Raw genomic sequence first — 25,631 nt, forward strand, 5'->3', positions numbered from 1 at the left:
TATCAAATGCATAAAATCATACACCCATTAGAATCAAATGTTTTAAACAGAAAATCAATAATTATAAAAGGGGGTTAGGGCATATGAAAATTACAATCAGGAAAAGAACAGAAGAAGACATCAATCAGTTCATTACTTGGACTTATGATGGGATATATTCTTTTTATGATAACAATATCCAACAAGAAAAGATTGAAGGATTTAAGCAGAGTATCAATTCAGAAAGAGCATTTTCCGTATTTGATGATAAAGAAAATTTAATCGGAAATTGTGAGTTTTTTGATATAAGCGATGATGGGGTAGAAATATTAGCAGTTGGAGTTCAGATGAAACCTTCAATGACAGGACAGGGATACGGTTCGATATTTTTTAAAGCAGTCATTGAACACGGAAGGGAATTATTAAAGTTTAATCATTTGGAATTGTGTGTAGTAGATTTTAATAAAAGGGCAATAAGAACATATGAAAAAGAAGGATTTAAAAAGAAAGGTGAATTTCAAAATGTAATCAGAGGCAATACGTATAACTTTATAATTATGGATAAAGATTGGAAATAGAATTTAAAGAACATTATGTAAAAGTTGGGTCTGAATTAAAATTCAAAAGATAGAACGCTGAAACGTTTTGTTGCTGAGGTGAATGATTTAAGTGAGAGTGTAACTATTATAATAGAGTCTGGAGTGAAAGCTATGTTTGGAATAAAAACAGAAAAAATCAATGATAATCTAGTTATTAAGTGGCAATTATCTAAAATAGAAATCCCCATATCTGAAATTGTAAACATATCGCATGATGATACTTATGGAGGGGAACAAAAGGATGCTATTAGAATTGGTACTCCATACGGTACCACCGATAGAATTATAATAAAGACTAATTCTCAAACCTATATTCTATTTACAACCAATGTAATCTCTTTAGATAAAAAACTGAATTCGATTATGAACAAATGAATTATTCACTGATTCAAGATATTTGAGGCGGCGCAGCTGGATAAATTAACTGCATCGCGGTGGTCATGACAGAGTCATAAGTCGGCGGGACGTCGTGACTACGGGAATGGTAATCTACGATAATACATATAGTACAATATTGAAATAATGATAGGTGCTAAAAGAAAATAAATTAACTATTGAGTAAAGAAGATTTGTTTAGGAGGCTTAAAGGGACCTTGCGTAAAGATAAGAGAGTTATATATTTGAATGTTGCTTTAGGTACGATTGGGATAATCCTTGTCGGGTTGGGGGCTTTTAGGTATCAATTATTAAATGAAGATATTGAAGGACAAGTAATTTCATATTTAGGGTTTATATTAACAATTGTTTACATCAATTATTTAGAACAAAAAGCGGGAATAAGCAAAAAAGTAACATGGATTAAGTCAATTATCTCAATAATAGTATTTGTTATTAGTGCATATTATTTGTTTTCTGATTCATTTGCTTAGTAAGCCAAAGGGGGCTATTGGTAGAATCAAAGTCCTGATCTTAATAAAGGTATTAAGCAGCATAGAGGCATTTTGAGAAAAAGATAGAAATACATAAAGAAGAATGAATCAAATCCAAATGATAACAAGGGAACAAGAACAAACCTTAGACTTCAACTAACATAAAGGAAACAAGTATTTAAAAGTAATTCAGATACTTCAGGTAACAATTGGTTCGCATTCCGGGCATTTACCCTGGATCACTTCGCTTGAAAGTCAGAAAGTACAGCGTTATACAAAATACTGAAGTGAGTGGGAGGTAACAGGATGCAAAAAGAAATGAGTGCTATAAATCGAGAACAATGGAATCATGAGCGATATCAAGCTTGGATAAATCGATTTGGTTCCATTGAGCAAGAAGCCAAAAGAATTATGGATGATCCAAAGAAGAGAATAAAGATTTTAGCTGACTATATTGGTGATGTCAGAGGAAAACGTGTACTAAATCTTCTCGGATCAAATGGGACAAAAGCAATATCGATAGGATTGATGGGCGCTAAAGAAGTTAAGGTTGTTGATATCGCACCAGAAAACGCAAGATTTGGTATGGACTTGGCAAGTGCTTGTAACGTTGAAATAAACTATATAGTTTCCGATGTAATGGATCTAAAAGTTGAAGAACTTGGAGAGTTTGATCTTATTTTTATAGAAATGGGTGTACTCCATTACATCTATAATATTGAAGAATTATTCAAGATAGTAAATAGATTGTTGTGCAAGGGCGGTAGGTTTGTACTTAGAGAATATCACCCGGTACTTTGGAAATTGCTAAAAGAAGTAGACGGGCAATACATTGCTAGTGGTAATTATTTTGAACAAGATGTGGTCGGAGAAGAGATGAAGCTAAGGCGCTGGATACTTGGAGAAGTAATAACCACGATTGTAAATGCAGGATTGACAATCAAGGCTTTACATGAGGAATCTGGAGAGATGCAGCGATGGATTTTTAAGGATCTACCAGAAGGAATAGAAGATAGAATTCCAGGAATCTATGCTGTAATTGCTTCTAAAACATTATAAGTATCTAGAGTTATATGTTCGTATAACAATGAAATTTCGATATCATTACTGACACTGCATGATTGCCAATAAGGATTTTAAAGAAGTGGCTGACATCCTATAACAATGTTTTTACGCTTCGTGGCTTACGCCCCTGGGTCGCTAGGAGGTAAGTCGAGGGAGCGAATTCCGGCGGACACATCCATTCACCCAACCGCGGTCGCTGTCGCTCCCTTAAGGCAGTAAGGGTTCGTAGATACAACAACGTTATCTGAAATTATGACAAGTATAAGGAGATCCAATGACACTCAAGCCTTTCTAGTCCAGGATACGAAAACGTTATGTGAAATCAAAGTTTGACATTTAATAAAAGCTTTTAAAGGAGGCCTGTATGAAGACAATTATCTATATGATTAGGCATGGAGAATCACCATATAATGAAGGAAATGAAAGAACAAGAGGGCTTACTCCGAAAGGAAAGATTGATATTGAAAAAGTAACGAAGTTACTTATAGGTGAAGGAATAGACGTGATTATATCAAGTCCTTTTACTCGAGCAATTCTTAGTGTTGAGGGATTGGCAGAGCACTTAAAGTTAGATATTAAAGTATTCGAAGATCTTAGAGAACGTCATTTTGCATCTTACATTATTGAAAATGCAGAGTTAATGTCTAGTATCAGAGAGAGTTTCAATGATCCTGATTATACTTTGCCGGGTGGAGAGTCTAATGCTGATTGTCAGAAAAGAGCAATCTCCGTTCTAGAATCCTTATTAAAAGAACACAGAGGGAAGAAAATAGCAATCGGGACGCATGGTCTTGTAATGACTTTGATGATGAATCATTTTGATCCAACTTTTGGCTTGGCGTTTTTGAATCAATTAAAGAAACCAGATATCTATAAAATGCAATTTGAGGACTTAGAATTAGAAGAAGTAATAAGAATGTGGAATGATTAGATTCTATAAGGTTTATCCAAGAGGACTGCGTCGAAAATCTTCAGTAAGCTTAATTGATAATCTTCCTGAAGTGGAAATACATACAGAAATACATACATATCAAAAGTATAAAAGGAAATGATGAAATGGATATATCGCTTGAGAGAGTTTCGGAAGGTCAATTGATCTCATTAAAGAATTTGTTTGTACTAGCTGCATATGATCTAACTGAGTTTAATAATACTGACATCGGGGAAGATGGACTATTCCAAGTTACATTTAATTTTATGGATTGGTATAGTGACCCGAATTACCATATGTATTTTATCCGATCAGATCGAGCATTGGCTGGATTCGTAATCATTAAGAGGTTAGAAGAAGAAAAATTATATTATTTAAATCATTTCTTTATACTTCGAAAATACCGGGCGATGAAGATCGGGCAGCAGGCAGCATTTATGACATTTGATTCATTCAAAGGACATTGGAGAGTGAGTGAATTTGATTGGAATATACCAGCACAGATTTTCTGGAAGAAAGTTGTGAGTCGTTATACGAGTAAACAATTTATAGAAACAAGAAGAAAAGATAATAAGGGACCTGCTCAAGAGTTTACTAACCATGTTGGTTAGTCTATTCAAAGAAGGAATAAACTGATTAAAAGGAATAGGAACATTAACTGTGAAGGTATTTCAATGGGGCGTTCTTATCTACGCTGGGGTCCCTTTGGTTCGCAAGAGAAGAAATACGAGAAGTGAAACTAGTGCATAATCCAGCGAGTTTAAGTGATTGGAGGGATGAGTACTACATGAAGAATCGTATACATATTTTTGGTGCTTCTGGTTCTGGAGCATCAACATTAGGACAAGAATTATCAGAGCGGCTTCCACATGTCAACTTTGATGGTGATGACTATTTCTGGATCAAGAAATTTACTGAACAAAGAAAACCATTGGAAAGACTACACTTACTAACTAAAGATCTATCTGAGTATAATCAATGGATATTATCAGGTGCGATATGTGTTGGGGTAATGCATTAACATCAAATTTTGATTTAGTCGTTTTTCTCTATGTGCCTAAAGAGATTAGACTTCAAAGACTAATGGAAAGAGAATTTCTCAGATATGGTGAAGATATCTTACCTGGAGGAAGTATGTATGAACAATCGAAGACTTTTATGGAGTGGGCCTCATTATACGATGATGGCGGATTAGAGGTAAGAAGTAAGGTATTACATGAACAGTGGTTGTCTGATTTGACTTGCCCTATTCTAAGGATAGAAGGTAATAACTCTATTAGTGAGAGAGTGAACATTGTTTTAGAATATTTAAATAATACGTAGTACTGATTGAAGTTAGCGGAATAGATGAAGACGATGACATCCTGTAACAACATGTTCCAGTTTGTCCGAGGCATATCAGTGAAGCGAAAATTAGCAGATACCTCGATTTTCCTAAGATTAGAGGGACCTAAGGGGGTTTGTTCACTTTATTTCAGGAAATTCAACTAACCTCCTAAATGATTAATAGGGTAAACAAATGAGCAACGAACAAAATATATTAGAGGAGTCTATCGGGATGAATAAGTATAGTGTTTATGAAACAAACAGCTCCTATTGGGATACAAAAGGAAATGATTTTTTAAGAGCAATTGTACTTCCTTTTTATGGAGCATTTGTCTCAGAAGAACAATGTCAACTTTTTGGCGATGTATCAGGAAAAAAGATGTTAGAGATAGGCTGTGGTAATGGTCATTCTTTGCAATATCATGGGGAACGCAAACCATCTGAACTATGGGGAATGGATATATCAGAAAAACAAATTGAAAAGGCAAAGCAACATTTGACGACGTGCGGTCTTTCAGCAAAATTAATCTGTTCTCCCATGGAAGAAGAATGTAACATACCCGTGGATTATTTTGACTTTGTTTATTCGATTTACGCGATCGGCTGGACAACCGATCTTGAGGGTACTTTTCTCCGGATCGCTTCTTATTTAAAAAAAGATGGCATATTTATTTTCAGTTGGTCTCATCCCATACACAAATGTGTTGTGGAAGAAAATAATAGATTTGTTTTTAACAAAAGCTATTTCGATGAATCTTGGTATTCGGTATCTCCTGATTCTTGTCAAGGCGCGTTAACCTTATCTGATCGTAAACTATCAACCTATATAAATGCGTTGTCAAAAGCAGGTTTTGTTATTGAACAAATGATTGAAGAAACTGACAATGAAATAATACAATTGCACGATGAAAATAATGATTTAGTAAAAAGAGCGAAGATGTTTCCTGTAACCTTCGTTATCAAAGCAAGAAAACTATAAAATATTGAAAAAGTGGCCCTAGAGTGAGTTGGTTAGTGGCTTAGGGAAGGTTGGCATCAAATAACAATACATTCATGACATTGGTTTGTCAGAGAGTTAACGGGGGAGCAGAGAACGGCATACCCGAATTCGTTCACTCTCCGTCGTGAATACGGAATGTTATAAAATATCAGTGCGAAGACGGAAAATAAAACAAACCTTCTATTTAACTAATGCATAAGTTATTGAGGAGAGTGAAGATATGAGTATTATCTTAAGTAAGGCCGGAGCAATATTTATTCCTGTAAGTAATATCATAAGTGCACGAGAATGGTATTGTTCCATACTTAATCTTGAATCTAATTATGAAATAATCGCAGGTCATCTTTGTTGTATACCCTTCGATAATAATGGATTGAACCTTGTTCTTGACAGCCAAATATACAATGAAGATTCTATCTATAGAAACCCTGCTTTCCATTTTAATACTAACGACATACAAAAAGCTTACCAATTCTTGAGAGAACGCAAAGTTGAGTTTGTAACAGAAATAGAAAACGGCCATTGGTTTAACTTTAAAGATCCTGATGGAAATTTATTAATGGTTTGTAAATGATAGATTGCAACCTAGCATCACAGTTAATAAATGAATAGAGAAACTTGAAGAAAATATTAATATCTGATAACAGCGTTTTAACACATCTTTTCTGGCAACCCACGGTCTGCTGACGAAATATCAAAGAAGCTGGTGCTGCAGACAACCTACTTGGGAGGTTCGTAAATACGAGGCAACTTATAAGATATTGTCGCAAATCATTAAATATAAGGGGATGCGAACGATGAAGAGATATAAGAGTACTTCGGGGAGGCAATTAATCTATGATTCATACAATACATTGTTAAAGTCTTGGAAAACCGATTTTGAAGAGAAAGATATAGTGACCTCATATGGGCAAACTCATATCATTGTAGCTGGTGACCCTCAAAATCCACCATTATTACTTTTTCATGGTACTGCTGACAATTCAGCCATGATGTGGGTTTACAACATTAAGGAGTTATCTGAGCGGTTCTATGTACTCGCAGTTGATGCCATTGGAGGTTCAGGAAAAAGTGAACCCAATGCACATTATTATAAATATTTTGACCAGATAACCTGGATCGACGAGATTTTAGCTGGATTAGGTATTCAGCAGATCAATATATGTGGAGTTTCTTACGGAGCATACTTATCTTATTACTATGCTCTGGAGAGACCGTCAAGAGTACATAAAATTGTTTGTTTGGCAGGAGGAATCCCTTCAAGTCAATTCGAGGTAATGTCAAGAATGATGGCAGCCTTTTTACCTGAAGCATTGTTTCCCACAGAGAAAAATTGTAGAAAGTTATTGAAGAAATTGAGCGGCCCATACTATTCAAGATTGGAAGTGAATGAAATATTGATGAAGCATTGGTACTATTTATTGAAATATTTCAATAATAGATCAATGATGCAACATAAAATTCAAATACATAAGGACTCCGAATTAACAATATTAAATGACAGGGTAATATTTCTGATTGGTCAATTTGACAGATTGTCCAATCATTCTAAAGCGATCAAGAGATTACAGGATAACAAGATAAATTATAAAATCATTAAGGATGCAGGTCATGCAATAAACCATGAGCAATCAGATATTATTAACAAAGAAATTATTGAGTTTTTATTATAAGAGATCATTAGTATATTCGAATCTTTAAGATATTTGAGCTTCATAGAAAAGGGGAAAACAATGGATTATATAAAGTGGATTAGAAGTAAGGTTGGTAGCGAGATGATAATTCTTAATTTTGCTGGGGCTATGGAGATTGGTGAATCTGCAGATGAAACGGCAAAAAGAGAAGTAGAAGAAGAGACAGGATTAAAAATTAATATCGAAGAACTCATTGGCATCTATACTAAGTACTTTGATGAATATCCCAACGGAGATCGTGCGCAAACAATTGCATTTTTCTATAAAGGGAGTATTTGTGGCGGAGAAATAATTAATGAAAATGAAGAAAGCATAGAACTTAGATTTCTTAATAAAGATGAAGTGCCAGAACTATTTAATCAACAACATAATGATGTATTCAATGATTTTATTAATAAGAGAACTGGAGTATATAGGTAGTTTGATTTTATCTTTTTTTATATTGATTCAAAGATGGTCAGTCTATTACATAACCCCGTATTTACACTTCGGGCTTTACCCATGGGTAGCAAGGAGTAATAGTCAAATCTGAAACCAGTGATAAAACTAAAAAATCTAAAAAGATGATTTCCGCTACGAACTAACGTTTCTTAATTGAACCAAGAACCTCAGATTTTACAAAGAGAGCAGGAGACCACTATGAAAGATAAGCTTCTTTTAGAAATTAAAGAGTACTTAATATCTAAATATCAATGCCATACAGTTATCTTGTATGGGTCGTATGCTACTGAAAACTATAATGATGAAAGTGATGTTGATTTGGTTTGTTTTTATGATGGAGTAGAAAACAAGAATGATAATTCCTATATTCTTAATAAACAATTAGATACATGGATTTACAATACTGAGGAAGTGAATCACTCGGAGCAATTTTTGCATATTAGAAATGGAATTCTTTTAATAGATGAAAGAGGACTAGGTAGGAAATTATTAGGGGAAATTGAACTACTCTACATGAAAGGACCTGAGCCAATAAGAACTGATGAAATCGAATTCTTAAAAAATTGGTTAGATAAAATGCTAAACCGCTCTCTTAGAGGAGATTCTGAGGGGAATTATAGATTACATTGGTTGCTGAAGGACAGCCTTGAAATATATTTCAAGTTACAAAACAGATGGTATTTTGGCCCTAAGAAATCAATTCAATGGTTACAAGAACACGACCAAATAGCGTATACACTGTTTTCTAATGCATTACATAGAAACGCTAGCAACAAAGACATCGAAATCTTAATTGATTATATTGTTAAGAACTGAATTCAGCATATCAGTTATCAGCATAAATGTTGAAGGGGAGAACTTAGGTGGAAGATTTGGTAATTGAACTCTACAATCCTGAGAGGGACAGAACTTTGATAAAAGCTATGTTGTATGGAAATGAACAGTATGACGAAATTTTTAGAGCTAATGAAGGGGATTTTCAGAGGAATATACATGTTGCGCGTTACAAAGGTGTAACTGTAGGTTTTCTTTCATTCGGTCCTTTTAGAAGACAAACTGTGACGACGATCTTTATCAGGAATGAATATAGAAGAATGGGTATTGGCAGTGAACTTATGAAGAGAGCGAACCAATTGCTTTCAAAAAATGAGGAAGTAGAGCGTTCCATTGGAGTATGTATGGATGGTGATCGTTCTTCGCTGCAATTTATTTATAAAAATGGTTATTACATAAGTTATTCATCTTATATCATGGAACTAGAGGGAGAACTCCTCACCGAAAGTCAAGCTTTTATCAGACACTATGAAGAAGAGGACTACATTACATGTCATAATATTAGCGAATTAGCTTTTTATAAAATGCATGAACATATAAATATGCTTCCGTCCTATTATTATCCTCCAAATGAAAGGGAGCGTCAGCGTTTTGCGGAAGACAGAACGAATAGATTCGTTATGTTGGTGGACGATGAAATTGTAGCAGTCGGGATAATTGACGGCAATGAACTGAGTCATGTCTCCGTTCGTCCTGATCTTCAAGGGCGTGGATATGGTAGGGCTTTTGTATCTTTTCTTGTAAACGAAATCAAGCGTCGCGGCGCGAAAAGTGTGAAGCTTTGGGTGGTTAAAGGTAATCCTGCGAAAAAATTATATGAAAGTCTTGGTTTTAGAGAAAAATCATTAAACCATTGGGTAACAAAATATTATAGACCCGACACACGATTAAGCAGACCTCCAAGCCACTTGTTGAGCTAGTAGTGTAAATAAATTGAATTCGCATAAGTATTCCAAAGAAAGCGTTTTAAGTGGAAGGGAGATCAATGATGTGTTGTCTTGGATGCAAACTTGCAAATAATGTAATGGAAGCAAATGTTGTCTATGAAGATGATTTAATTACATGTATTTTGGACATTGACCCATTGAACGAAGGACATACGTTGATCTTACCAAAGAGACATTATAAAGATCTCGAAGAAATCGATAAGGCAACTATTAGTTCAATCATGAACGCAGCAGTAATAATATCGAAAGCTTTAAAAGAAATTTATCAACCAGATGGAATATCGACCATTCAAAATTGCGGGGAATTTAACGATTTAGATCATTATCACATGCATGTATTTCCAAGATACACGAATGATGGATTTGGATGGGTAGAACCAATAAATAAGTCTCAAACTCCATTGGACCAAGTAAAGGCAAGCATAGTTGATAAATTAAATACAATTAGTATGTAAAATCGAAAGGAATTAAAAAATGAATCTCATCCGCATAGAACCAATTGGTAAGAATAACTGGGAAGAAGCTTATTCGATATCTTTACTCAAATCACAAGAGAAACTTGTACCTTCTGTTATTGAATCTTTAGCGTGGGCATATATAAAACCCTGGGATGAGGCGTTTGATCCATATATTTTGTGCAAGGATGATAAATCAATCGGATTTTTCTATCTTTCCTATACACCTAATAGTACGAATAATTACTGGATCGGTGGATTTCAAATAGACAAGGAATATCAAGGAAGAGGATTAGGAACACCATCTCTTCAAAAAATAGTAGAATTCATTCAGGAAACGCACAGACAATGCGAAGAAATCTCTCTAACAATCGAAATAAGTAATAATCATGCCAGAAAACTTTATGAGAAATTAGGATTTGTTAATCAAAATATAGAGAACCAAGATGGCGAGATTATATATAAACTAAAGTTAAAATAAACTATAAAGAACTTGCATTAGTTACTTTAAGAGGTCGTTGACTTGAGCTAACATTACATTCTTGCGTCGTCAAAACTGCTCATCGATCGCTACGGAATCTGTGACGTTGTATAACATAGTGAAGGCCCTGAAAACAATTCTGAGAGGATGAAGTAGGATGATAGCAATGCAATATAAGATCACATTACCAAGCGATTATGATATGAGGATAATCAGAGATAGAGTACAAAATAATGGTTATAAGACAGATGGTTTTGAGGATTTAAAGTCAAAACTATATCTTATAACAGAAATAGGAAACAACAAATGTTTACAAAATAGTTATTGCCCACTCTATCTTTGGAAGAATAGCAGCGGATTAAATAAATTCCTGTTTAACGGTTATTATGACAACATACTAAAATCGTTTGGATGGCAACATGTCAATGTAGGAATCCCTTTGATCGACAATACTACTGATAAAATTAAAGAGAGTAAATACGTATTTGAAATTTCGAGAACAATACAGCCACAAGAAAGTTTGAATAACTTAACAGATAAAATTCTAAATGAGATTCCTATGTTAGATCAAACAGAGTATACAATAATATATAACCCAGATAAATGGGAATATAGTGTGTTTTATTTTAATGAAGACGTTGATAAATTTGCCGATTTAAATGGAGTAGTGTATACCGTGCTGCATGTCTCTAGATAAAATCTTTCCGCTTTATAAACCACTAGGATCGTGGATATAAGAACGTTATCCGAAAGTGACGAAAATATGTAATAAGGGTGAAAGGGATGACAGTTGGAAGAAAGGTCTTTGTTTTTAATGATATATCACGGATCGACTCAATAAGTAAACAAACTAGAGAGGTCATCATTAGTATATATTATCCTTCAGAAGCATTTGGAAATAGACCGACGTACACTACACTTTTTGAACCTTGTATTCCTTTAGCCGCTGACATGCTCTGTAGTATGGGAGTTAATAAGGAACATATTAATAATCTCAATACAGGAATATATAATAATGCAAGTATTAATACAACGGTTAGGAATTGTCCTATTATTTTTATTGCCCCTGCTTTCGGTGTAGTTAGAGATATGTACTCATTTTGCGTGGAACATTTAGTGAGGTGCGGCTTTGTTGTTATTACGGTAGGTGCCACTCATGAATCTATATTTTCAATTTTTCCTGAAGGTCGCTTTATTCAGCAATCAAAAGAAATATCCGATATTGACGATTTAGATATAAATTTATGGAAACAATTATTGAAACTTAGATTTGAAGATCTTAAATATGTTTTGAATAATGTAGAAGAAGCCCTGAGTTCTGTTAAAGACCTTATGGCCATAGTTGATGTGGATGAAATGGGCATCATCGGTCATTCATTAGGTGGGGCTGCTGCTTATGACATACTGAAAAGTGAAAGAAAAGTGAAAGCTGGTGTTCTATTAGATCCGAGTTTCCATTTAATAACTGAAAATAAAGATGAAACAGCGCCAGTTTCATTATTGGTAGTTCGACAAGAGAAATGCTCGATTGAAGAATTGAAAAATGAAATTTCTCAAGAGCTATTACTTATGTTATTGAATGGGTATAACGCTTTATATAATTCTAGTTATACAAATAGTTCATATATTAAGCTACACGGTGCTCATCATATGACATTTAGCGATGTCCCGATACATTATAAGGAAGATGGGATAAAGCTAAAGCATTCTATTGTTAATGACTATATTTCTGCTTTTTTTGAGGAGTATTTAATGAATAAAGAATATAGATTCAATGAATTGATGAAAAATAAGCTTAGAGATGGAATTGATGAAATAGATAGTAATGGACAAGTTATTTAAGAGGTAATTCGAGAGGACGTCAACATCAGATAACAGAATGCCATAGAAGGAGAAGTAGATAGATAGCATTTTGAAAACGGATTCAATAAAGAATACAATTCAAAGGAGAAATAAATGAGATATTCAATCAGACCTATAACTGAGCAAGATGTTCCTTTTTTATGGGATATGTTGTATGAATCTTTATATGTTCCGAAAGGAAAAGAACCTTTTAGTAGAAATGTGATTAAGGAACCTTTCCTATCTAAGTATGTGGAAGATTGGGGTAGAGAAGGAGATCTAGGATACATTGCAGTAAATGACGAAGGATTGTCTTTAGGATCGATCACTGCTCGATTTTTTAACGAAGATAATAAAGGGTTTGGATTTGTAGGTAATGATGTACCAGAGCTAGGTATAGCTTTGAAAGAGGAATATAGAGGAATAGGAATTGGAAGAGCGCTGTTACAAATGTTGATTGACGTGCTAAAGGAGAAGGGAATAAAGAAAGTATCATTAAGTGTAGCCCCAGATAATATGGCAGCAATGAAGTTATATCAACGATTCGGGTTTAAAGAAGTTGGAATGGTGGATACATCAATTACTATGGTTTTAGAGCTATAGTACAAAGAACGAAGCAAATAACATGTAAAGGAGCATACAGATGATCGATATTCAAAGCGTAATTCCACATCGATATCCATTTTTAATGATAGATCGAATTTTAGAGATAGAGCAGAAAAAATGGGTTAAAGGATATAAGAATGTGACTGGGAACGAATGGTTTATTACTGAACCAAGTAATCGTATGCCAAGCATGATGATTGTGGAGGCATTAGCGCAATTAGGAGCATTTGCCTTAACAAGTAGAGAGAAAAATTTGGGCTTTCTTTCATCTTTGAACGGTATAGAGTTCTTAGGTGATGCTTATCCAGGGGATAGAATTGAATTGTATTATGAAGTTGTAAAGAGTAGAAAAGGGTTTGTTTTGGGTAGAGGAGAGGCAACTGTCGGAGATCAAGTAATTATCAAGGCCGAAGAAATTATGATTTATATACAAGCGGATAATAACATCTCATAACAATGTATTAATGCAGCAGGTCTATGCCCTATGGTTGTTAGAACTATAATAATGAAAGCATCCCACACAATAATAAACGCCCCTACTCTAGATAAGAGTTATCTAAGGTGGGGCGTTCAAAGATTCAAGAACGTTATAATTAAACCGAGTTAAAACTTTACTTCAAGTGAAAGGAAGCATTGAATGAACGGATTCAGAATTTATGGTGAGAATAACCAGCACCTGAGTATACAATTAAATAAAATGCATGAATTTCCGGATAGCATCTGTTATTCAGGTGGCTATAATGCAGAAGGTTCAATAATAATAAAGAGCGGAAGTTACTCTGCCTCCGGTTCCTTATGGATTTCCACGGGAGAAATATTAATGTTTAGGAATCAACTCGAAGAAATCTATGACAATTGTTGTGGAGTAGCAAAACTAGCTAGTAGTGAAGTTGATTTTGAAATGAGTATTACAATAGAGAGTAGAGGAAGAGTGGTAATTGAAGGTACATATAAAGAATACCCAGCAATTGATAATGAATTAATGTTCTACTTTGAATCGGATCAAATGACGATTGGCTGCTCATTCACTTTTCAGTCTGATAGGGACAATTTCGAATGAGAATATACCAAAACATGATACAACAGAACTCAAAAATATAATAAAGAGGGAAAATAATGAAAAATACAGTGTATATAATCTCTGGACCGGCCGGGGTTGGTAAATCTACAACATCTCGAAGACTTGTGGAAACGTTGGCTAGAAGTTCATATATATCTGGAGATGTTATAAGTCATCTTCCAGTTAATGGACGTGGGAAACCATGGCTTGACAAAAGAACTCTAGATTTAACATGGAAGAATATATTAAACATAACTATGAATTTATTAGATTATGAATACGATGTTGTGATTGATTACGTATCATTTCCTAAAGAAGTAAAATGGCTTGCAGAAGAATTGAATAATAGAGATGTCAAAATTGTTTATGTTGTACTTTTAGTAGATAAAGAAACAATAATTCTTAGGGATCAGTTAAGACCTGAAGAAGAGCGAATGGGAGAGCGTAGTTTGATTCTTTTAGATGAGTTTGAGAATGATTCTGAATTATTGGATACTAATAAACTCTATACACACGAATGTAAAATAGAGAAATTATCTGAAATTATAGAAGGGATTTTGCAGGATGATAAATATCTCCTTAGATAATTTGAGAAAGGGGCTCCAACGGATAACATAGGATTGATTTTGTATGTAAGGTAACCACGAAGATATTCATGAAAAAATAATCTATTTCACTTGCGGTTTGTAGGTTTAAACCGGGCTGGTATATATGATTTTGCGATTTGAAGTTAAAGCATGCTGATAACAATTATGTTTCGTGATTTTTCAAACTAGATCTATCTTTTTGCTGGAATTTTTTATAAAATGATATCTGCTCGAAAAACTATTAAACAATGAGAGGATATTTAACTAAATTATGATTAGCCTTGGATCAGAGCGAGAAAAACAAATCAGTTATATCGGTATTACCGATGCTGATTTGAATTTATTAAAAAGCAAGGAAAAAGAGTTTAAACAGATCGTCAATACACTTGTTGATGAAGTATATGAACAAGTGACATCTGAGCCAGAGCTTCTCGCTATTATCGAGAAAAACAGTACATTGGAACGCTTAAAAGAAACACAAAGATGGTATTTTCTTTCTATGACATCCGGCGTAATTGATGAGGAGTTTATCGAGAAACGTTTGTTTATTGGAAAGGTTCATTCACGTATCGGTTTAACAACGAATTGGTATTTGGGAACTTACATTTTATATCTTGATCTCGCGACAGCTCATTTTGAACGAGTTTTACCGGTTGAGTGGAGAAGTGTCATTCATTCACTAACCAAGATGTTTAATCTAGATTCACAATTAGTCCTAGAAGCATACGAAACAGATGAAAAAGCTAAAATAGAAATCTTGTTGGAGAAGCAGAATCATTTGCTTACCGGAGTGAGTTCAGCAGTTCAAGAATTGGTTTCTTTAATGGTACAACTAAAAGATAGCAGTGAATCGGTAGAGAATTCAGCAAATAAGAATGTGGATTATCAAGAGAACACGCACCAGAATATACTTTCTTTGAACAGTGAGGTCGAATCCATTCATCAAGTGGGTACGATGATGAGGGAAGTAGCAGATCAGACGAATCTCTTAGGATTAAATGCTGCAATTGAAGCGGCAAGAGCAGGTGAGCACGGGCGAGGTTTTGAAGTTGTCGCGAAAGAAGTCCGAAAGTTAGCTCACCGTTCAAAAGAATCATTAGGAACTATTGATCAGAGGTTGAACAATATTCACTCCACGCTCACAAAGGTAAGAAATGACTCAGAACATAACTCAATGTACTCCAGAAATCAGGTGGCAAGTTCGCAAGAGTTAGCAACCTACGTAAAGTTGATTGAAAAAGTAACCGTAGAATTAGAAAAATTGAAAGTATAACCCAACTATACATAAAAGAAATCATGACCTTAGTAATGTGAAATGTATAAAGAAAGCCGATCCTGAAATTGGGTATAGCTCAGATGTGGGATGTTTTCAGTAAAGGCACAAAAGGTGAATAAGAGGTAGCTTTAAACAAGCTTGATATACTGACACGAAAACCTAACTGAAGTCAATAAGAAGGCAACCGATCAATATGATCGGCTGCTTTTTCTTTTTATCCAATAGGTAGTTTAGAGTATTGAAAAGTAAGCTAATATGAATTATGTTATAATATCCCAAATGATGTAAATGGTAATGTTTCTGAACGAAAGGAGATGAATTAATGGAACACGAAAAAGAAATTCAAGAGATTAAAGAGCGATTAAAAAATGTTGAGAGTCAACTCAAACATAAATCAAAATTTTCTGGATTTTTTAAAATTGGACTAATTGGTATTATTATTTTCGTGCTGTTTTTAATTGTAGTAGGCTCATATCAATTTATATCTGGAGGTTAAACTTTACATTAATAAAGTTCTTGTTATATAAGGCGTGGAAAGTCGTCAATAGGCGGCTTTTTTGTTTGATTTTTCCCATTTGTATCAATGCTTGATATATTATATGTAGTCTTTTTCCGGCTATGGAATGATCATTGGGATTTTAATGGATAAGTAAGGATAGGTAAGGACGTGGGAAAAATGAACAAGATGAAAAGAATAATTATTCCTTTAGTTATTGTTCTGATTATCTTAGTAGGATTAACCCTATTAGAATTTTTAGTGTTGCATTTGCTAGGTTTGCAGTACAAATCAGTTAGTGCTTTAGTGTTATTCTTTATTCTGTATCTACTGCTTGAAATACCTCTCACATTGATTACAGATGCACTGCCTAAAGCATTAAAATCTGTGGGTATTATTAAATCAAGCAAAGGATGGTTACCCCTAATTTTGGATACAGGGTTGCCTTTTATTTTAATTCTATTACTTGATGCCTTAATCAGCGATATAACGATAACATGGCAAGGAGCTATTATATTTTCATTAATTACCGGAATCATCAGTAGGAAGATAAAACAAAGTGAAAAGGAGCCGCCAGTCCTGGATAGTAATGAAATCGAAAAAATGAGAAGTGAAATAGATTCTAATGAAAAATGAGCAATGAATTACAGAATGGAGGAAGTATGAAGAAAACAGACTGGATCAAAATCATTTTAGTCGTATCGCTACTCGGGAATGTTGCCTTGTTTAAGAATCAAGAGCGTGACAACAGAAGACAAGAATTGAAGTATGAGTTATTAAATTCAGCCATATACCGAGATTTAGGACAACTTGAAACAACTATACAGTACCAGGTAGATAATAATTGGGAAAATGAAGCTCTTGTTACACAGAAATTAGATGATGCCATTGATTCAGTTATTTTAAATCATGCAATGGAAGGAGATGATAATAAGGAAGATCTCCTTTGGAGTTTGTACGAATACTTGAATGAGTTTAAGTATGGTGATGAAATATCAGGTGTTAGCCTGAACGATAATCAGCGTGCAGATTACATCTATTTAGGCGAGAGGCTACGCTCTAGTGGGTGGATGTATAATGTAGGTTATGATAGAAACTGGAACAATTTTGCATCAAAAATAGAGGATTTAGTAACGGAATCATAGATATACATATCATTAGTAATTTCCCTTCGTTTAGATAGCATTGTAGAGACTGAATATGATTCATAATATTTTAATTCTGTTGTAGGATTAGATTAAGAATCGAGATAAACTCATTCTACCCAATAGAATATTTTCTTGTTCCAGTCAGTAAATGAGATTCTTAACTAGTGTAAAAGATCGCTGGAAAAGGGGGTCCGAATTTTGAAAATCGTTAAAGAGGCTACAATTTATGCTGTAGTAATCTTTGACTTTAATTTAATTCTGGAACTACTATTTGATCATAGGGAGTTTTGTGATGAAAGCATTTGTAATAGAAGCATACAAGAAAGAACCTACTTTTATTGATCGTCCCGTACCCAAAGTAGAAAATAATGAAGTTTTAGTCAAAATACATGCAGCGAGTGTAAACCCACTGGATACAAAAATACGTAAGGGCGATTTGAAGTTACTACTGCAATACGATATGCCATTGACATTAGGAAACGATTTTGCAGGAACGATTATGGAAGTGGGAAAAGATGTAACAAAATTCAGTGTAGGCGATGAAGTTTATGGTCGTCCACGCTCTAACAAAATCGGTACATTTGCAGAGTATCTATCAGTTCACGAAGAAGACATTGCGTTAAAACCTAAAAATCTTAGCTTTGAAGAAGCTGCGTCGATCCCTTTGGTTGGTTTAACTTCTTACCAGGCACTTCACGACATCTTGAAGGTTAAAAACGGCCAAAAGATCTTAATTCATGCGGGCTCTGGTGGTGTAGGGACATTTACTATACAACTTGCGAAAGCAATGGGGGCCTATGTTGCAACTACAGCTAGTGAGGGGAGCGATTTAGCAAAATCGCTTGGTGCAGATGAAGTCATTAATTATAAAACAGAAAACTTTGAAGACATTATAAAGAATTATGATGCAGTGATTGATAGTATTGGGGGAGCAACATTAGAGAAGTCATTTTTAACTGTAAAAAAAGGCGGTAAGATTGTTTCTATCTCTGGTATCCCAAACAGCCGTTTTGCAAAGGAAATGGGACTGGGACTGTTTAAAAGAATGTTACTCTCACTAGCTAGTGCTAAGTTAACTAGTCTAGAAAAAAAGCACGATGTGGAATACACTTTTCTATTCATGAAGCATAGCGGTCAACAGTTACAAGTATTAACGGAACTCTTGGAATCAAGGAAGATTAAACCAACGATCGATAAGATATTTGCGTTTGAAGAAGCAACAAAAGCAATGAATTATGTGGAAACTGGAAAATCTAAAGGAAAAGTAGTCTTAAGTATCGTTGGTCTGCAGATTAATGATAAGGAAGGGATTACAAAGTCTTAAAGAAAAGGCACTGAATTAACCATCGCCAAACAAATAGGTCGGATACCTTAGCTCTTAAGGAATTCGACCTTTTTGTTTGAATTTCTTTTAGCGCGCACAAAATTTTAACAGTGAAATACCCACGACGACACTATTTACTTTTATTCAACATATGAAAAATTCAAAATAGATTTATCGATACCTAGTAACTTTCCACATATTCAAAATTTATCGATATCTTGACATGTATCAAATGCGATTTCAGAAAAACCAAATATTGTAAAAAGACTAAAGTGTAGTAAAATACTTATCAGTACCAAGAGACACAAACGTTTCAGCCCCCGAGATACGAGCGTTTCTAACACAACTATTTACTTCGATGATCATCATCTAGAAGCTGCAGTGCAAATACTATAAAACGAAAGAAGGATAACTGTATGCTTACAATTAGATTTGTCTCAAATGACGATATTCCACATATTCAATCAATTGCTCATGAAACATGGATTTTTACTTATCAAGACATTTACCCAATAGATTACATTCATAATTTTCTAAGTAAAGCTTATTCTTATGAGAATTTAAGTCGATCGGTAGAGAGAGATCTTCAAAGTGCGAAACGGAATTTTTTAATAGCTGAATTTAATAATGAAGTCGTTGGGTATGCTCAAACAAGACAAGTGAATGAAGAAGAATATGAACTACTAAGAATCTATGTACGGCCTGTATATCATAAACAAGGAATAGGAAATGGATTCATTCAAGAGTTTGTTCAGGTTTTAAAGCCGATAAAAAAACTGTTTGCTTGGGTAGCGAAAGACAATCATATAGGAAGAGCATTTTATGAGAAAAGAGGATTTAAAGAAGTCGAAGAAATGGCGGAAACAATAGATGGAAACAGTAAAATACAAACCAAATATGAATTGGAGATCTCTATTTAATAGAGTGCTAGTAGTTCAAAACGGCATGGACTGACACCATATTAGGAATTGCGATAAAAGAAGGATTATACCTTCATTTCAATGACGATGGAGCACTATTTTCCTGATATAGTGAACAATCAAGCAGTTCATGGAAAAAAATACACAATTAATGATTCTTGTTTTTATCGTTATTAGTGGATCGTCTACTATTTACAACTCATATATTTATGAAATATCAGACTTAGTGCTTATGTCTCTTTCCCCGAGATATAGGCACTTTTTCTTTATGCAATGTCACTTTTATAACACAAACTAACACCGCTATTACTGAAAGTGTTTTTGTAAATGAATATGCAACTCCTGCTGTGCCTGTCTGGGAGAGCCAATAAAAAAGTGGAAGATACATACATTTTATATCTTGTAAATAATAAGCTTTAGTAAAAGACTCTTCAAATTTTGAAGGGTCTATTTTATTTATCGATATCTCTTTGATGTAAAGTTTTAAAATAACTACTTATTACAAACAGGTATGTCAATATTTAACTTACTTTTTTTAATTAAATATATAATAATCAGAATGTAACAAGTCAATAGAGTATGGGGGATTTTTATGAGGAACATTGTATCAATTTTTAGGAAGAGTAATTTTTATGTGTTAATTGTGTGTGCTGTCTTTCTATTTATTATCAGCGGTTGTGGATCAACAACACCACCAGTAGATAATAGCGAATCTATTTCACAGACAACTGATACACCAACAAGCATTGACGAGAATAGTGAGCAAGTTAAAGATGATGATAAGAAAAAAGAAGAGACAGTCAACGATAAGGAACAGAGTTCTTCTTTAACAACATTAACAGAGAAAGATACTACAGCGAAGAAGGAAACAACAAAAACGGAGACAACTACGCCTACACAAGCCGTTAAACCTACTTCAACCACTCCTAATGGTAAGCTAACGGTTCACTATATAGATGTTGGACAAGGAGCATCACAACTTATTCAAACACCTAGCGGCAAAACAATGCTTATCGATGGAGGCAATAACGATGATGAACAGCGTATGGTTAGCTACTTAAATAAACAGGGAGTAAAAAAAGTAGATGTTCTTATAGGAACACATCCAGATGCCGATCATATTGGGGGATTAGATGCAGTAGTAGATTCCTTTGATATTGGAAAAATTTATATGCCAAGGGTATCTTCTAACACGAAAACATATGAATCTTTACTGACTTCGATCAAAAATAAGAACCTAAAAGTTACAACGGCTAAAGCAGGAATAAACATTGATTTGGATAATCAGCTTGATATCAAAATGATTGCTCCTGTTAAAACTTATGATGATAAAAATGAAATGAGCGCAGTTGTTAAACTTACCTATAGAAATAACTCCTTTTTATTCACAGGAGATGCTGAGTCAGGCAGCGAAAGCGATATGATAAATAGCGGTGCAAACCTAAAATCAGATGTCTTGCTTGTTGGTCATCACGGTTCAAACTCATCGACTAGTCAAACGTTCCTAAACGCTGTTAATCCTACGTATGCTGTCATTCAAGTGGGTAATAATAGTTATGGTCATCCTACAGATAATATCTTAAAGAGACTTAATAGTGAAAATATAAAAATATATCGTAATGATCTGCAAGGAACCATTATTTTTACGTCTGATGGGACGAACATTAAACCATCAGTAAGTGCATGGAAATATACAGCAACAACTAATAAAGAAGAAACCTCTAGTGAAAGTACAAGTACTACAGTAACTAAAAAGGAACCTGCAGCATCATCAGACACGAAGACTGAAACAAAAACAGAATCGAATACAAGTGTTTACTATAAAAATTGTGACGCAGTAAGAGCGGCTGGTAAAGATCCGTTATACAAAGGTGACCCAGGATATAGTACAAAGCTTGATAGAGATAAAGATGGTATAGCTTGTGAGAGATAGATAGGAGGTCTTTACATGAAAGGTATCGTTGATCGGTTTGAAGGTGATTACGCGGTAATTGAGATAGATGGACAGACACATGATGTTTCTATGTCAATTGTTGATGCTTTTGTAAAAGTGGGGGATGTAGTTACTTTGGTAGAAGGAGTATGGAAACCTAACCCTACTGAAACAAAGCAACGAGAGAAGCAAATAAAGATGCTTATGGACGATGTTTGGGAAGATTAAACAAATATTTATAATTAGAAATACTAACCCGATTTCATTTAGAAGTCGGGTTATTTGTTTTCAATGTTATCTGTAAAGAAATTATGTTTTAAAATAAGATTTGAGTAAAACCAAATATTGTTAAAATGTCAAACTGTAGTAAAATATTTATAAGTGCCTAGAGACATGATGTGCCAGTTTACGATACTCGAGTCCTTATCTTATTCGATCTCATTAGAAAGAGGACACGCTGGAGAATGATTGATTAGAGCAGAAGACAAAACCTAATTCAGGACGGAGTTTTTGATTTAGAAAAGTATATGAGTATGACATCGTCTAACTTGATCTTCACGATTCGGAGTTATGCACCTGGATTGTCCCATATAGAAATAAAACAATAATTGGAGGTCGAATACCATCGCAGCACTAATGGATAACAAGTTTTCACCTTTAATTTCTTATACAGAAGAAGCAAAAGCAAGGTTTGGGTCTTCAGCAGCATCTGTTGTGATTATCCAGGACAACAAAATTATAACTGAGTGGTATACCGGAAAACATCATTTTAAAAATGGAGCTCTCGTGGTAACAACGGATTCTATGTTTAACTTGTATTCCCTAAGGAAGACGTACGTCGGACTTGCTACAGCAATAGCTGTTGTAGAAAGTGAATTGTCTATAGACAGCAAAGTTTCTGACGTTCTTATAAACATGACTGAATACGAGTTGGGGAACATCACAATAAGAGATTTAGCAACAAAATCAGGTGCCAAATATTTTGGATCGCATCGCATTGAACGAGAGAAAGTAGCGTGTGACTTAATAAAAGAACTAACAGGATCTAATATTGCAGAACTAATTACAGAACGAATATGTAGACCAGCCGAGTTAACTAATACGGAATGGGTTTCGATTCCTAAAGAAAAATTAGTTTGTGATTTTCAAGCTGTAGATGGCTATGCATCCGTTAGAATTGAGTCAAATGAAGGTCATGAAAGAAATCTGTATTCTAGTGCGAGAGACCTGGCACATTGGGGGAATTTGCACCTTAATAAAGGCTTTATAAATTCCAGTCAATTAGTACCTGCCACCGTATTTACACTCATTGAACAGATGCGAATGGATACTGGAGACAAGAACCGGATTTTTGGATGGTACTATCAAGATCAGTGCTATTATGCATCAGGTGCAGCAGGTTGCCACTGTGTAATTGTGCCAGAGTTTAATGCGGTAGCAGTTCGGATGTTAAATAAATATACAGAAAACTACACTCAAGATCAGAATTCGTTTAATGAAATCTTTTATAATTGCCTTCAAAGCATAAACTAGATTATTTAGAAACAATCTGAGTCAATCTAGGAAGGAGAATATATGAAATTTTGTGCGGACGATAAATAAAAGTCTAATATATTTATATATTACCTTTTCATAGAATCTTTGTCATAGTAACATATGTTTACTGATTCATATAACAATGAATAAACAGTTTTAACTATACTTTATTGAAACCCTTTTCAAAACCTTGAGAAAGATGTGAAAAAACAATGAGCAAAGAAACCTCGTCAAGCAGAGCTTTAGTCATTGTGCTTCATGAGATTTATGGAGTTAACGATCATATCAATTTTTTTAGTGAGATATTAATAAATGGAGGTTTTGATGTACACATTCCAAACCTAATTCATAGGGATTCATTTTCTTATGATCATGAGGATATTGCTTATCAATATTTTATGAACGAGATTGGATTCGAGAAATCATTAAGAGAAGTAGAGGAAATAATAAAGACAAATAAAGCGGAGTATGATCAGATATTTATCATTGGATTTAGTATTGGTGCAACAATCGCTTGGATGTGTAGTGAATATGATATTAACGGAGTCATCGGATATTACGGATCGAGAATTAGAAATCGTAAAGAGATAGAGCCTAGATGTCCTACCTTATTGTTCTTTGCCAACAGAGAAAGGTCATTTAATGTAATGGATTTAGAAATGGATCTGAAGAAAAAGAAGAATACGCTGATAAAGATTATTGAAGCTGAGCATGGTTTTATGAATCCATTCTACAGAACTTATGATTCCAAAGAGTTTAAGAATTGTGTTGAAATTAGTATAGAATTTCTTAAGCAAATGCAAATAGATAAAGGGAATCCTGTTAAGAAAGTAAGTCTAGTAAGAGAATACATATAACGAAATCATAAATATCATTGGAGAAAGAGGGAGTGATACTGTATATGGAATGTTTGGGATGTAGGATCGCTAATAACATTGAACCTAATTTGAATATTGTTTATGAAAACCAACTTATTACTTGTGTGCTTGATATTGCTCCCTTTAATGAAGGACATACTTTAATTCTCCCTAAAAAGCATTGCTTGGATATCGAAGATATGGAGCTAGAGACAGCTTATGCTATCATGGATGCTTCGAAAAAACTTTCAATTGTGTTGAAAAGCTTGTTTAAACCAGACGGTATAAGAATCTCTCAAGATGGAGGGGAATTTAACGATCTTACCCATTACCATATGCATCTCATTCCAAGATATGAAGGCGATGGATTTACCTGGGGCGAACCATTACACCCGCATGGAGCTGAAACACGATTAAGCTTAACCAAAGAAAAGATACTGAAGACATTAAGTGAGGAAGGATGAAAACTCCTATTCTTTTAAAAGACAATCAATATAGAAGCATAGGAAAGTAGACAGAAGGAAGGTATCATCATTATTAACTTAGGTGAATTTGAAAAAGCGATAAAGAAAAATAAAATTGAAAGTTGTATTGTCTACAAAGATAACTCCATATTATTTGAATATTATAGAAATCGAAAAATGAAAGATAAACAACACAAAGTAAATTCAATTACAAAGAGTGTTATGTCTGCTTTGTTTGGAATTGCAATTCAACAGGGTTATATCAAAAATGAAAACGTCCCAATATCGAATTACTTCCCAAACATTGATGATACAAAAAAAAGAATTACAATTAAACATCTGTTAACGATGTCCTCGGGGCTCAGGTGGCCTGGAAATGAAGCTATGATTCCAACAAAGAATTGGGTGAAGTTCATTCTTGAACAACCTGTTAAATTAGAGCTTGGAACGCAAATGAAATATAGCTGCGGTAATTCTCATCTACTTAGCGCTATATTACAGAAGGTAACCCAAATGAGCACTGTAGATTTTGCAAAAAGAAACTTGTTTTTACCTTTAGATATTCACGAATTTAATTGGTATGAAGATGCTCATGGGATTGCAAAAGGCGGATTTGGTTTGACGATGAAGATCGAAGATATGTTGAAATTTGGGATCTTGTATATGCAAAATGGAAAATGGAATTCGGAACAACTGATCCCTGCTGAATGGATAGAAAAATCAACAACGCATAATTCTATTGCAGAATCATTGTACGGATATCATTGGTGGATAATGAACAGTAAGAATGTAGATTGTGAAGAAGACAAAACATTCTATGCTATGGGTATGGGAGGGCAATATATATTTGTTAATCAAAAAAAACGATTAGTTACCATATTTACAAGTAACTTATCTGATCATACCTCAAGCCCATTACAATATTTTGGAAATTATATTTTGAGTAAATAAGAGATTGATA

General features: G+C 34.2%; 32 protein-coding genes and 1 pseudogene. All 33 read left to right on the forward strand.

Annotation, left to right across the window (positions count from 1 at the left end):
- Nucleotides 1-83 precede the first annotated feature (83 nt).
- The 33 genes and pseudogenes from H9647_RS14395 (at nt 84) to H9647_RS14555 (ending at nt 25,621) form a co-directional block, all read left to right on the forward strand.
- Nucleotides 84-557, forward strand: coding sequence for a GNAT family N-acetyltransferase (locus H9647_RS14395; RefSeq protein ID WP_191801082.1), 474 nt, complete (start codon nt 84-86; stop codon nt 555-557).
- 132 nt (nt 558-689) lie between these two features.
- Nucleotides 690-953, forward strand: coding sequence for a SunI/YnzG family protein (locus tag H9647_RS14400; RefSeq protein ID WP_191801376.1), 264 nt, complete (start codon nt 690-692; stop codon nt 951-953).
- Nucleotides 954-1,171: 218 nt separating this feature from the next.
- Entirely contained in the window at nt 1,172-1,447 is a 276-nt protein-coding gene (locus tag H9647_RS14405) for a hypothetical protein (protein WP_191801084.1), read from the forward strand.
- A gap of 306 nt (nt 1,448-1,753) precedes the next feature.
- The gene (locus tag H9647_RS14410; RefSeq protein ID WP_191801086.1) at nt 1,754-2,506 is read left to right on the forward strand and encodes a class I SAM-dependent methyltransferase; all 753 of its coding nucleotides are present in this window, start codon (nt 1,754-1,756) and stop codon (nt 2,504-2,506) included.
- Nucleotides 2,507-2,876: 370 nt separating this feature from the next.
- Nucleotides 2,877-3,443, forward strand: coding sequence for a histidine phosphatase family protein (locus tag H9647_RS14415; RefSeq protein ID WP_191801088.1), 567 nt, complete (start codon nt 2,877-2,879; stop codon nt 3,441-3,443).
- 125 nt (nt 3,444-3,568) lie between these two features.
- Entirely contained in the window at nt 3,569-4,054 is a 486-nt protein-coding gene (locus H9647_RS14420) for a GNAT family N-acetyltransferase (RefSeq protein WP_191801090.1), read from the forward strand.
- A 176-nt stretch (nt 4,055-4,230) separates the two neighbouring features.
- Nucleotides 4,231-4,766: pseudogene (locus tag H9647_RS14425) on the forward strand (AAA family ATPase).
- A gap of 196 nt (nt 4,767-4,962) precedes the next feature.
- Entirely contained in the window at nt 4,963-5,748 is a 786-nt protein-coding gene (locus H9647_RS14430; protein WP_225229299.1) for a class I SAM-dependent methyltransferase, read from the forward strand.
- Between the two features lie 241 nt (nt 5,749-5,989).
- Nucleotides 5,990-6,343, forward strand: a complete 354-nt coding sequence (locus tag H9647_RS14435; protein ID WP_191801094.1) for a VOC family protein — start codon at nt 5,990-5,992, stop codon at nt 6,341-6,343.
- Between the two features lie 223 nt (nt 6,344-6,566).
- A complete protein-coding gene (locus H9647_RS14440) occupies nt 6,567-7,442 on the forward strand; it encodes an alpha/beta fold hydrolase (protein WP_191801096.1) in 876 nt (291 codons plus the stop codon).
- 60 nt (nt 7,443-7,502) lie between these two features.
- Entirely contained in the window at nt 7,503-7,883 is a 381-nt protein-coding gene (locus H9647_RS14445) for an NUDIX domain-containing protein (RefSeq protein ID WP_191801098.1), read from the forward strand.
- A gap of 219 nt (nt 7,884-8,102) precedes the next feature.
- Complete coding sequence (locus H9647_RS14450) at nt 8,103-8,720, forward strand: nucleotidyltransferase domain-containing protein (protein ID WP_191801100.1); 618 nt, start codon at nt 8,103-8,105, stop codon at nt 8,718-8,720.
- Nucleotides 8,721-8,767: 47 nt separating this feature from the next.
- Nucleotides 8,768-9,658 (forward strand): GNAT family N-acetyltransferase, encoded by an 891-nt coding sequence (locus tag H9647_RS14455; RefSeq protein ID WP_191801102.1) that lies wholly within the window; start codon nt 8,768-8,770, stop codon nt 9,656-9,658.
- Between the two features lie 50 nt (nt 9,659-9,708).
- On the forward strand, nt 9,709-10,140 hold the full coding sequence (locus tag H9647_RS14460; protein WP_318245313.1) for an HIT family protein: 432 nt from the start codon (nt 9,709-9,711) through the stop codon (nt 10,138-10,140).
- Between the two features lie 19 nt (nt 10,141-10,159).
- Nucleotides 10,160-10,621 carry a GNAT family N-acetyltransferase gene (locus tag H9647_RS14465; RefSeq protein ID WP_191801104.1) on the forward strand — a complete coding sequence of 154 codons (462 nt, stop codon included), beginning with the start codon at nt 10,160-10,162 and terminating at the stop codon, nt 10,619-10,621.
- Nucleotides 10,622-10,778: 157 nt separating this feature from the next.
- Complete coding sequence (locus tag H9647_RS14470; RefSeq protein WP_191801106.1) at nt 10,779-11,318, forward strand: DUF4865 family protein; 540 nt, start codon at nt 10,779-10,781, stop codon at nt 11,316-11,318.
- Nucleotides 11,319-11,404: 86 nt separating this feature from the next.
- On the forward strand, nt 11,405-12,463 hold the full coding sequence (locus H9647_RS14475) for an alpha/beta hydrolase (protein WP_191801108.1): 1,059 nt from the start codon (nt 11,405-11,407) through the stop codon (nt 12,461-12,463).
- 114 nt (nt 12,464-12,577) lie between these two features.
- The gene (locus H9647_RS14480; protein ID WP_191801110.1) at nt 12,578-13,066 is read left to right on the forward strand and encodes a GNAT family N-acetyltransferase; all 489 of its coding nucleotides are present in this window, start codon (nt 12,578-12,580) and stop codon (nt 13,064-13,066) included.
- A gap of 43 nt (nt 13,067-13,109) precedes the next feature.
- On the forward strand, nt 13,110-13,523 hold the full coding sequence (locus H9647_RS14485; RefSeq protein ID WP_191801380.1) for a 3-hydroxyacyl-ACP dehydratase FabZ family protein: 414 nt from the start codon (nt 13,110-13,112) through the stop codon (nt 13,521-13,523).
- A gap of 183 nt (nt 13,524-13,706) precedes the next feature.
- Nucleotides 13,707-14,129: a WapI family immunity protein gene (locus tag H9647_RS14490; RefSeq protein ID WP_191801112.1), complete on the forward strand. Its 423-nt coding sequence runs from the start codon at nt 13,707-13,709 to the stop codon at nt 14,127-14,129.
- 56 nt (nt 14,130-14,185) lie between these two features.
- Nucleotides 14,186-14,716 carry an AAA family ATPase gene (locus H9647_RS14495; RefSeq protein ID WP_191801114.1) on the forward strand — a complete coding sequence of 177 codons (531 nt, stop codon included), beginning with the start codon at nt 14,186-14,188 and terminating at the stop codon, nt 14,714-14,716.
- Between the two features lie 271 nt (nt 14,717-14,987).
- Nucleotides 14,988-15,989 (forward strand): protoglobin domain-containing protein, encoded by a 1,002-nt coding sequence (locus H9647_RS26180; protein WP_191801116.1) that lies wholly within the window; start codon nt 14,988-14,990, stop codon nt 15,987-15,989.
- Between the two features lie 325 nt (nt 15,990-16,314).
- Nucleotides 16,315-16,488 (forward strand): hypothetical protein, encoded by a 174-nt coding sequence (locus H9647_RS14505; RefSeq protein ID WP_191801118.1) that lies wholly within the window; start codon nt 16,315-16,317, stop codon nt 16,486-16,488.
- Between the two features lie 180 nt (nt 16,489-16,668).
- Nucleotides 16,669-17,124: a YrvL family regulatory protein gene (locus tag H9647_RS14510; protein ID WP_191801120.1), complete on the forward strand. Its 456-nt coding sequence runs from the start codon at nt 16,669-16,671 to the stop codon at nt 17,122-17,124.
- On the forward strand, nt 17,121-17,633 hold the full coding sequence (locus H9647_RS14515) for a hypothetical protein (RefSeq protein WP_191801122.1): 513 nt from the start codon (nt 17,121-17,123) through the stop codon (nt 17,631-17,633). The genes H9647_RS14510 and H9647_RS14515 overlap by 4 nt, the downstream gene beginning before the upstream one ends.
- 295 nt (nt 17,634-17,928) lie before the next feature.
- Complete coding sequence (locus tag H9647_RS14520) at nt 17,929-18,960, forward strand: NADP-dependent oxidoreductase (protein WP_191801125.1); 1,032 nt, start codon at nt 17,929-17,931, stop codon at nt 18,958-18,960.
- A 416-nt stretch (nt 18,961-19,376) separates the two neighbouring features.
- Complete coding sequence (locus H9647_RS14525; protein WP_191801127.1) at nt 19,377-19,880, forward strand: GNAT family N-acetyltransferase; 504 nt, start codon at nt 19,377-19,379, stop codon at nt 19,878-19,880.
- Nucleotides 19,881-20,472: 592 nt separating this feature from the next.
- Complete coding sequence (locus H9647_RS14530; protein WP_191801129.1) at nt 20,473-21,813, forward strand: MBL fold metallo-hydrolase; 1,341 nt, start codon at nt 20,473-20,475, stop codon at nt 21,811-21,813.
- 15 nt (nt 21,814-21,828) lie between these two features.
- Entirely contained in the window at nt 21,829-22,041 is a 213-nt protein-coding gene (locus tag H9647_RS14535) for a DUF3006 domain-containing protein (RefSeq protein WP_191801131.1), read from the forward strand.
- 408 nt (nt 22,042-22,449) lie between these two features.
- Nucleotides 22,450-23,346, forward strand: coding sequence for a serine hydrolase domain-containing protein (locus H9647_RS14540; RefSeq protein WP_225229301.1), 897 nt, complete (start codon nt 22,450-22,452; stop codon nt 23,344-23,346).
- Nucleotides 23,347-23,561: 215 nt separating this feature from the next.
- Complete coding sequence (locus tag H9647_RS14545) at nt 23,562-24,206, forward strand: dienelactone hydrolase family protein (protein ID WP_191801134.1); 645 nt, start codon at nt 23,562-23,564, stop codon at nt 24,204-24,206.
- Between the two features lie 44 nt (nt 24,207-24,250).
- Nucleotides 24,251-24,670, forward strand: a complete 420-nt coding sequence (locus H9647_RS14550) for an HIT family protein (RefSeq protein ID WP_191801136.1) — start codon at nt 24,251-24,253, stop codon at nt 24,668-24,670.
- A 126-nt stretch (nt 24,671-24,796) separates the two neighbouring features.
- Entirely contained in the window at nt 24,797-25,621 is an 825-nt protein-coding gene (locus tag H9647_RS14555) for a serine hydrolase domain-containing protein (RefSeq protein ID WP_191801385.1), read from the forward strand.
- The last annotated feature ends 10 nt before the right edge of the window (nt 25,622-25,631 follow it).

This window comes from Paenibacillus gallinarum, assembly GCF_014836635.1.
In the GTDB taxonomy this organism is placed as follows: Bacteria; Bacillota; Bacilli; order Paenibacillales; family Paenibacillaceae; genus Paenibacillus; species Paenibacillus gallinarum.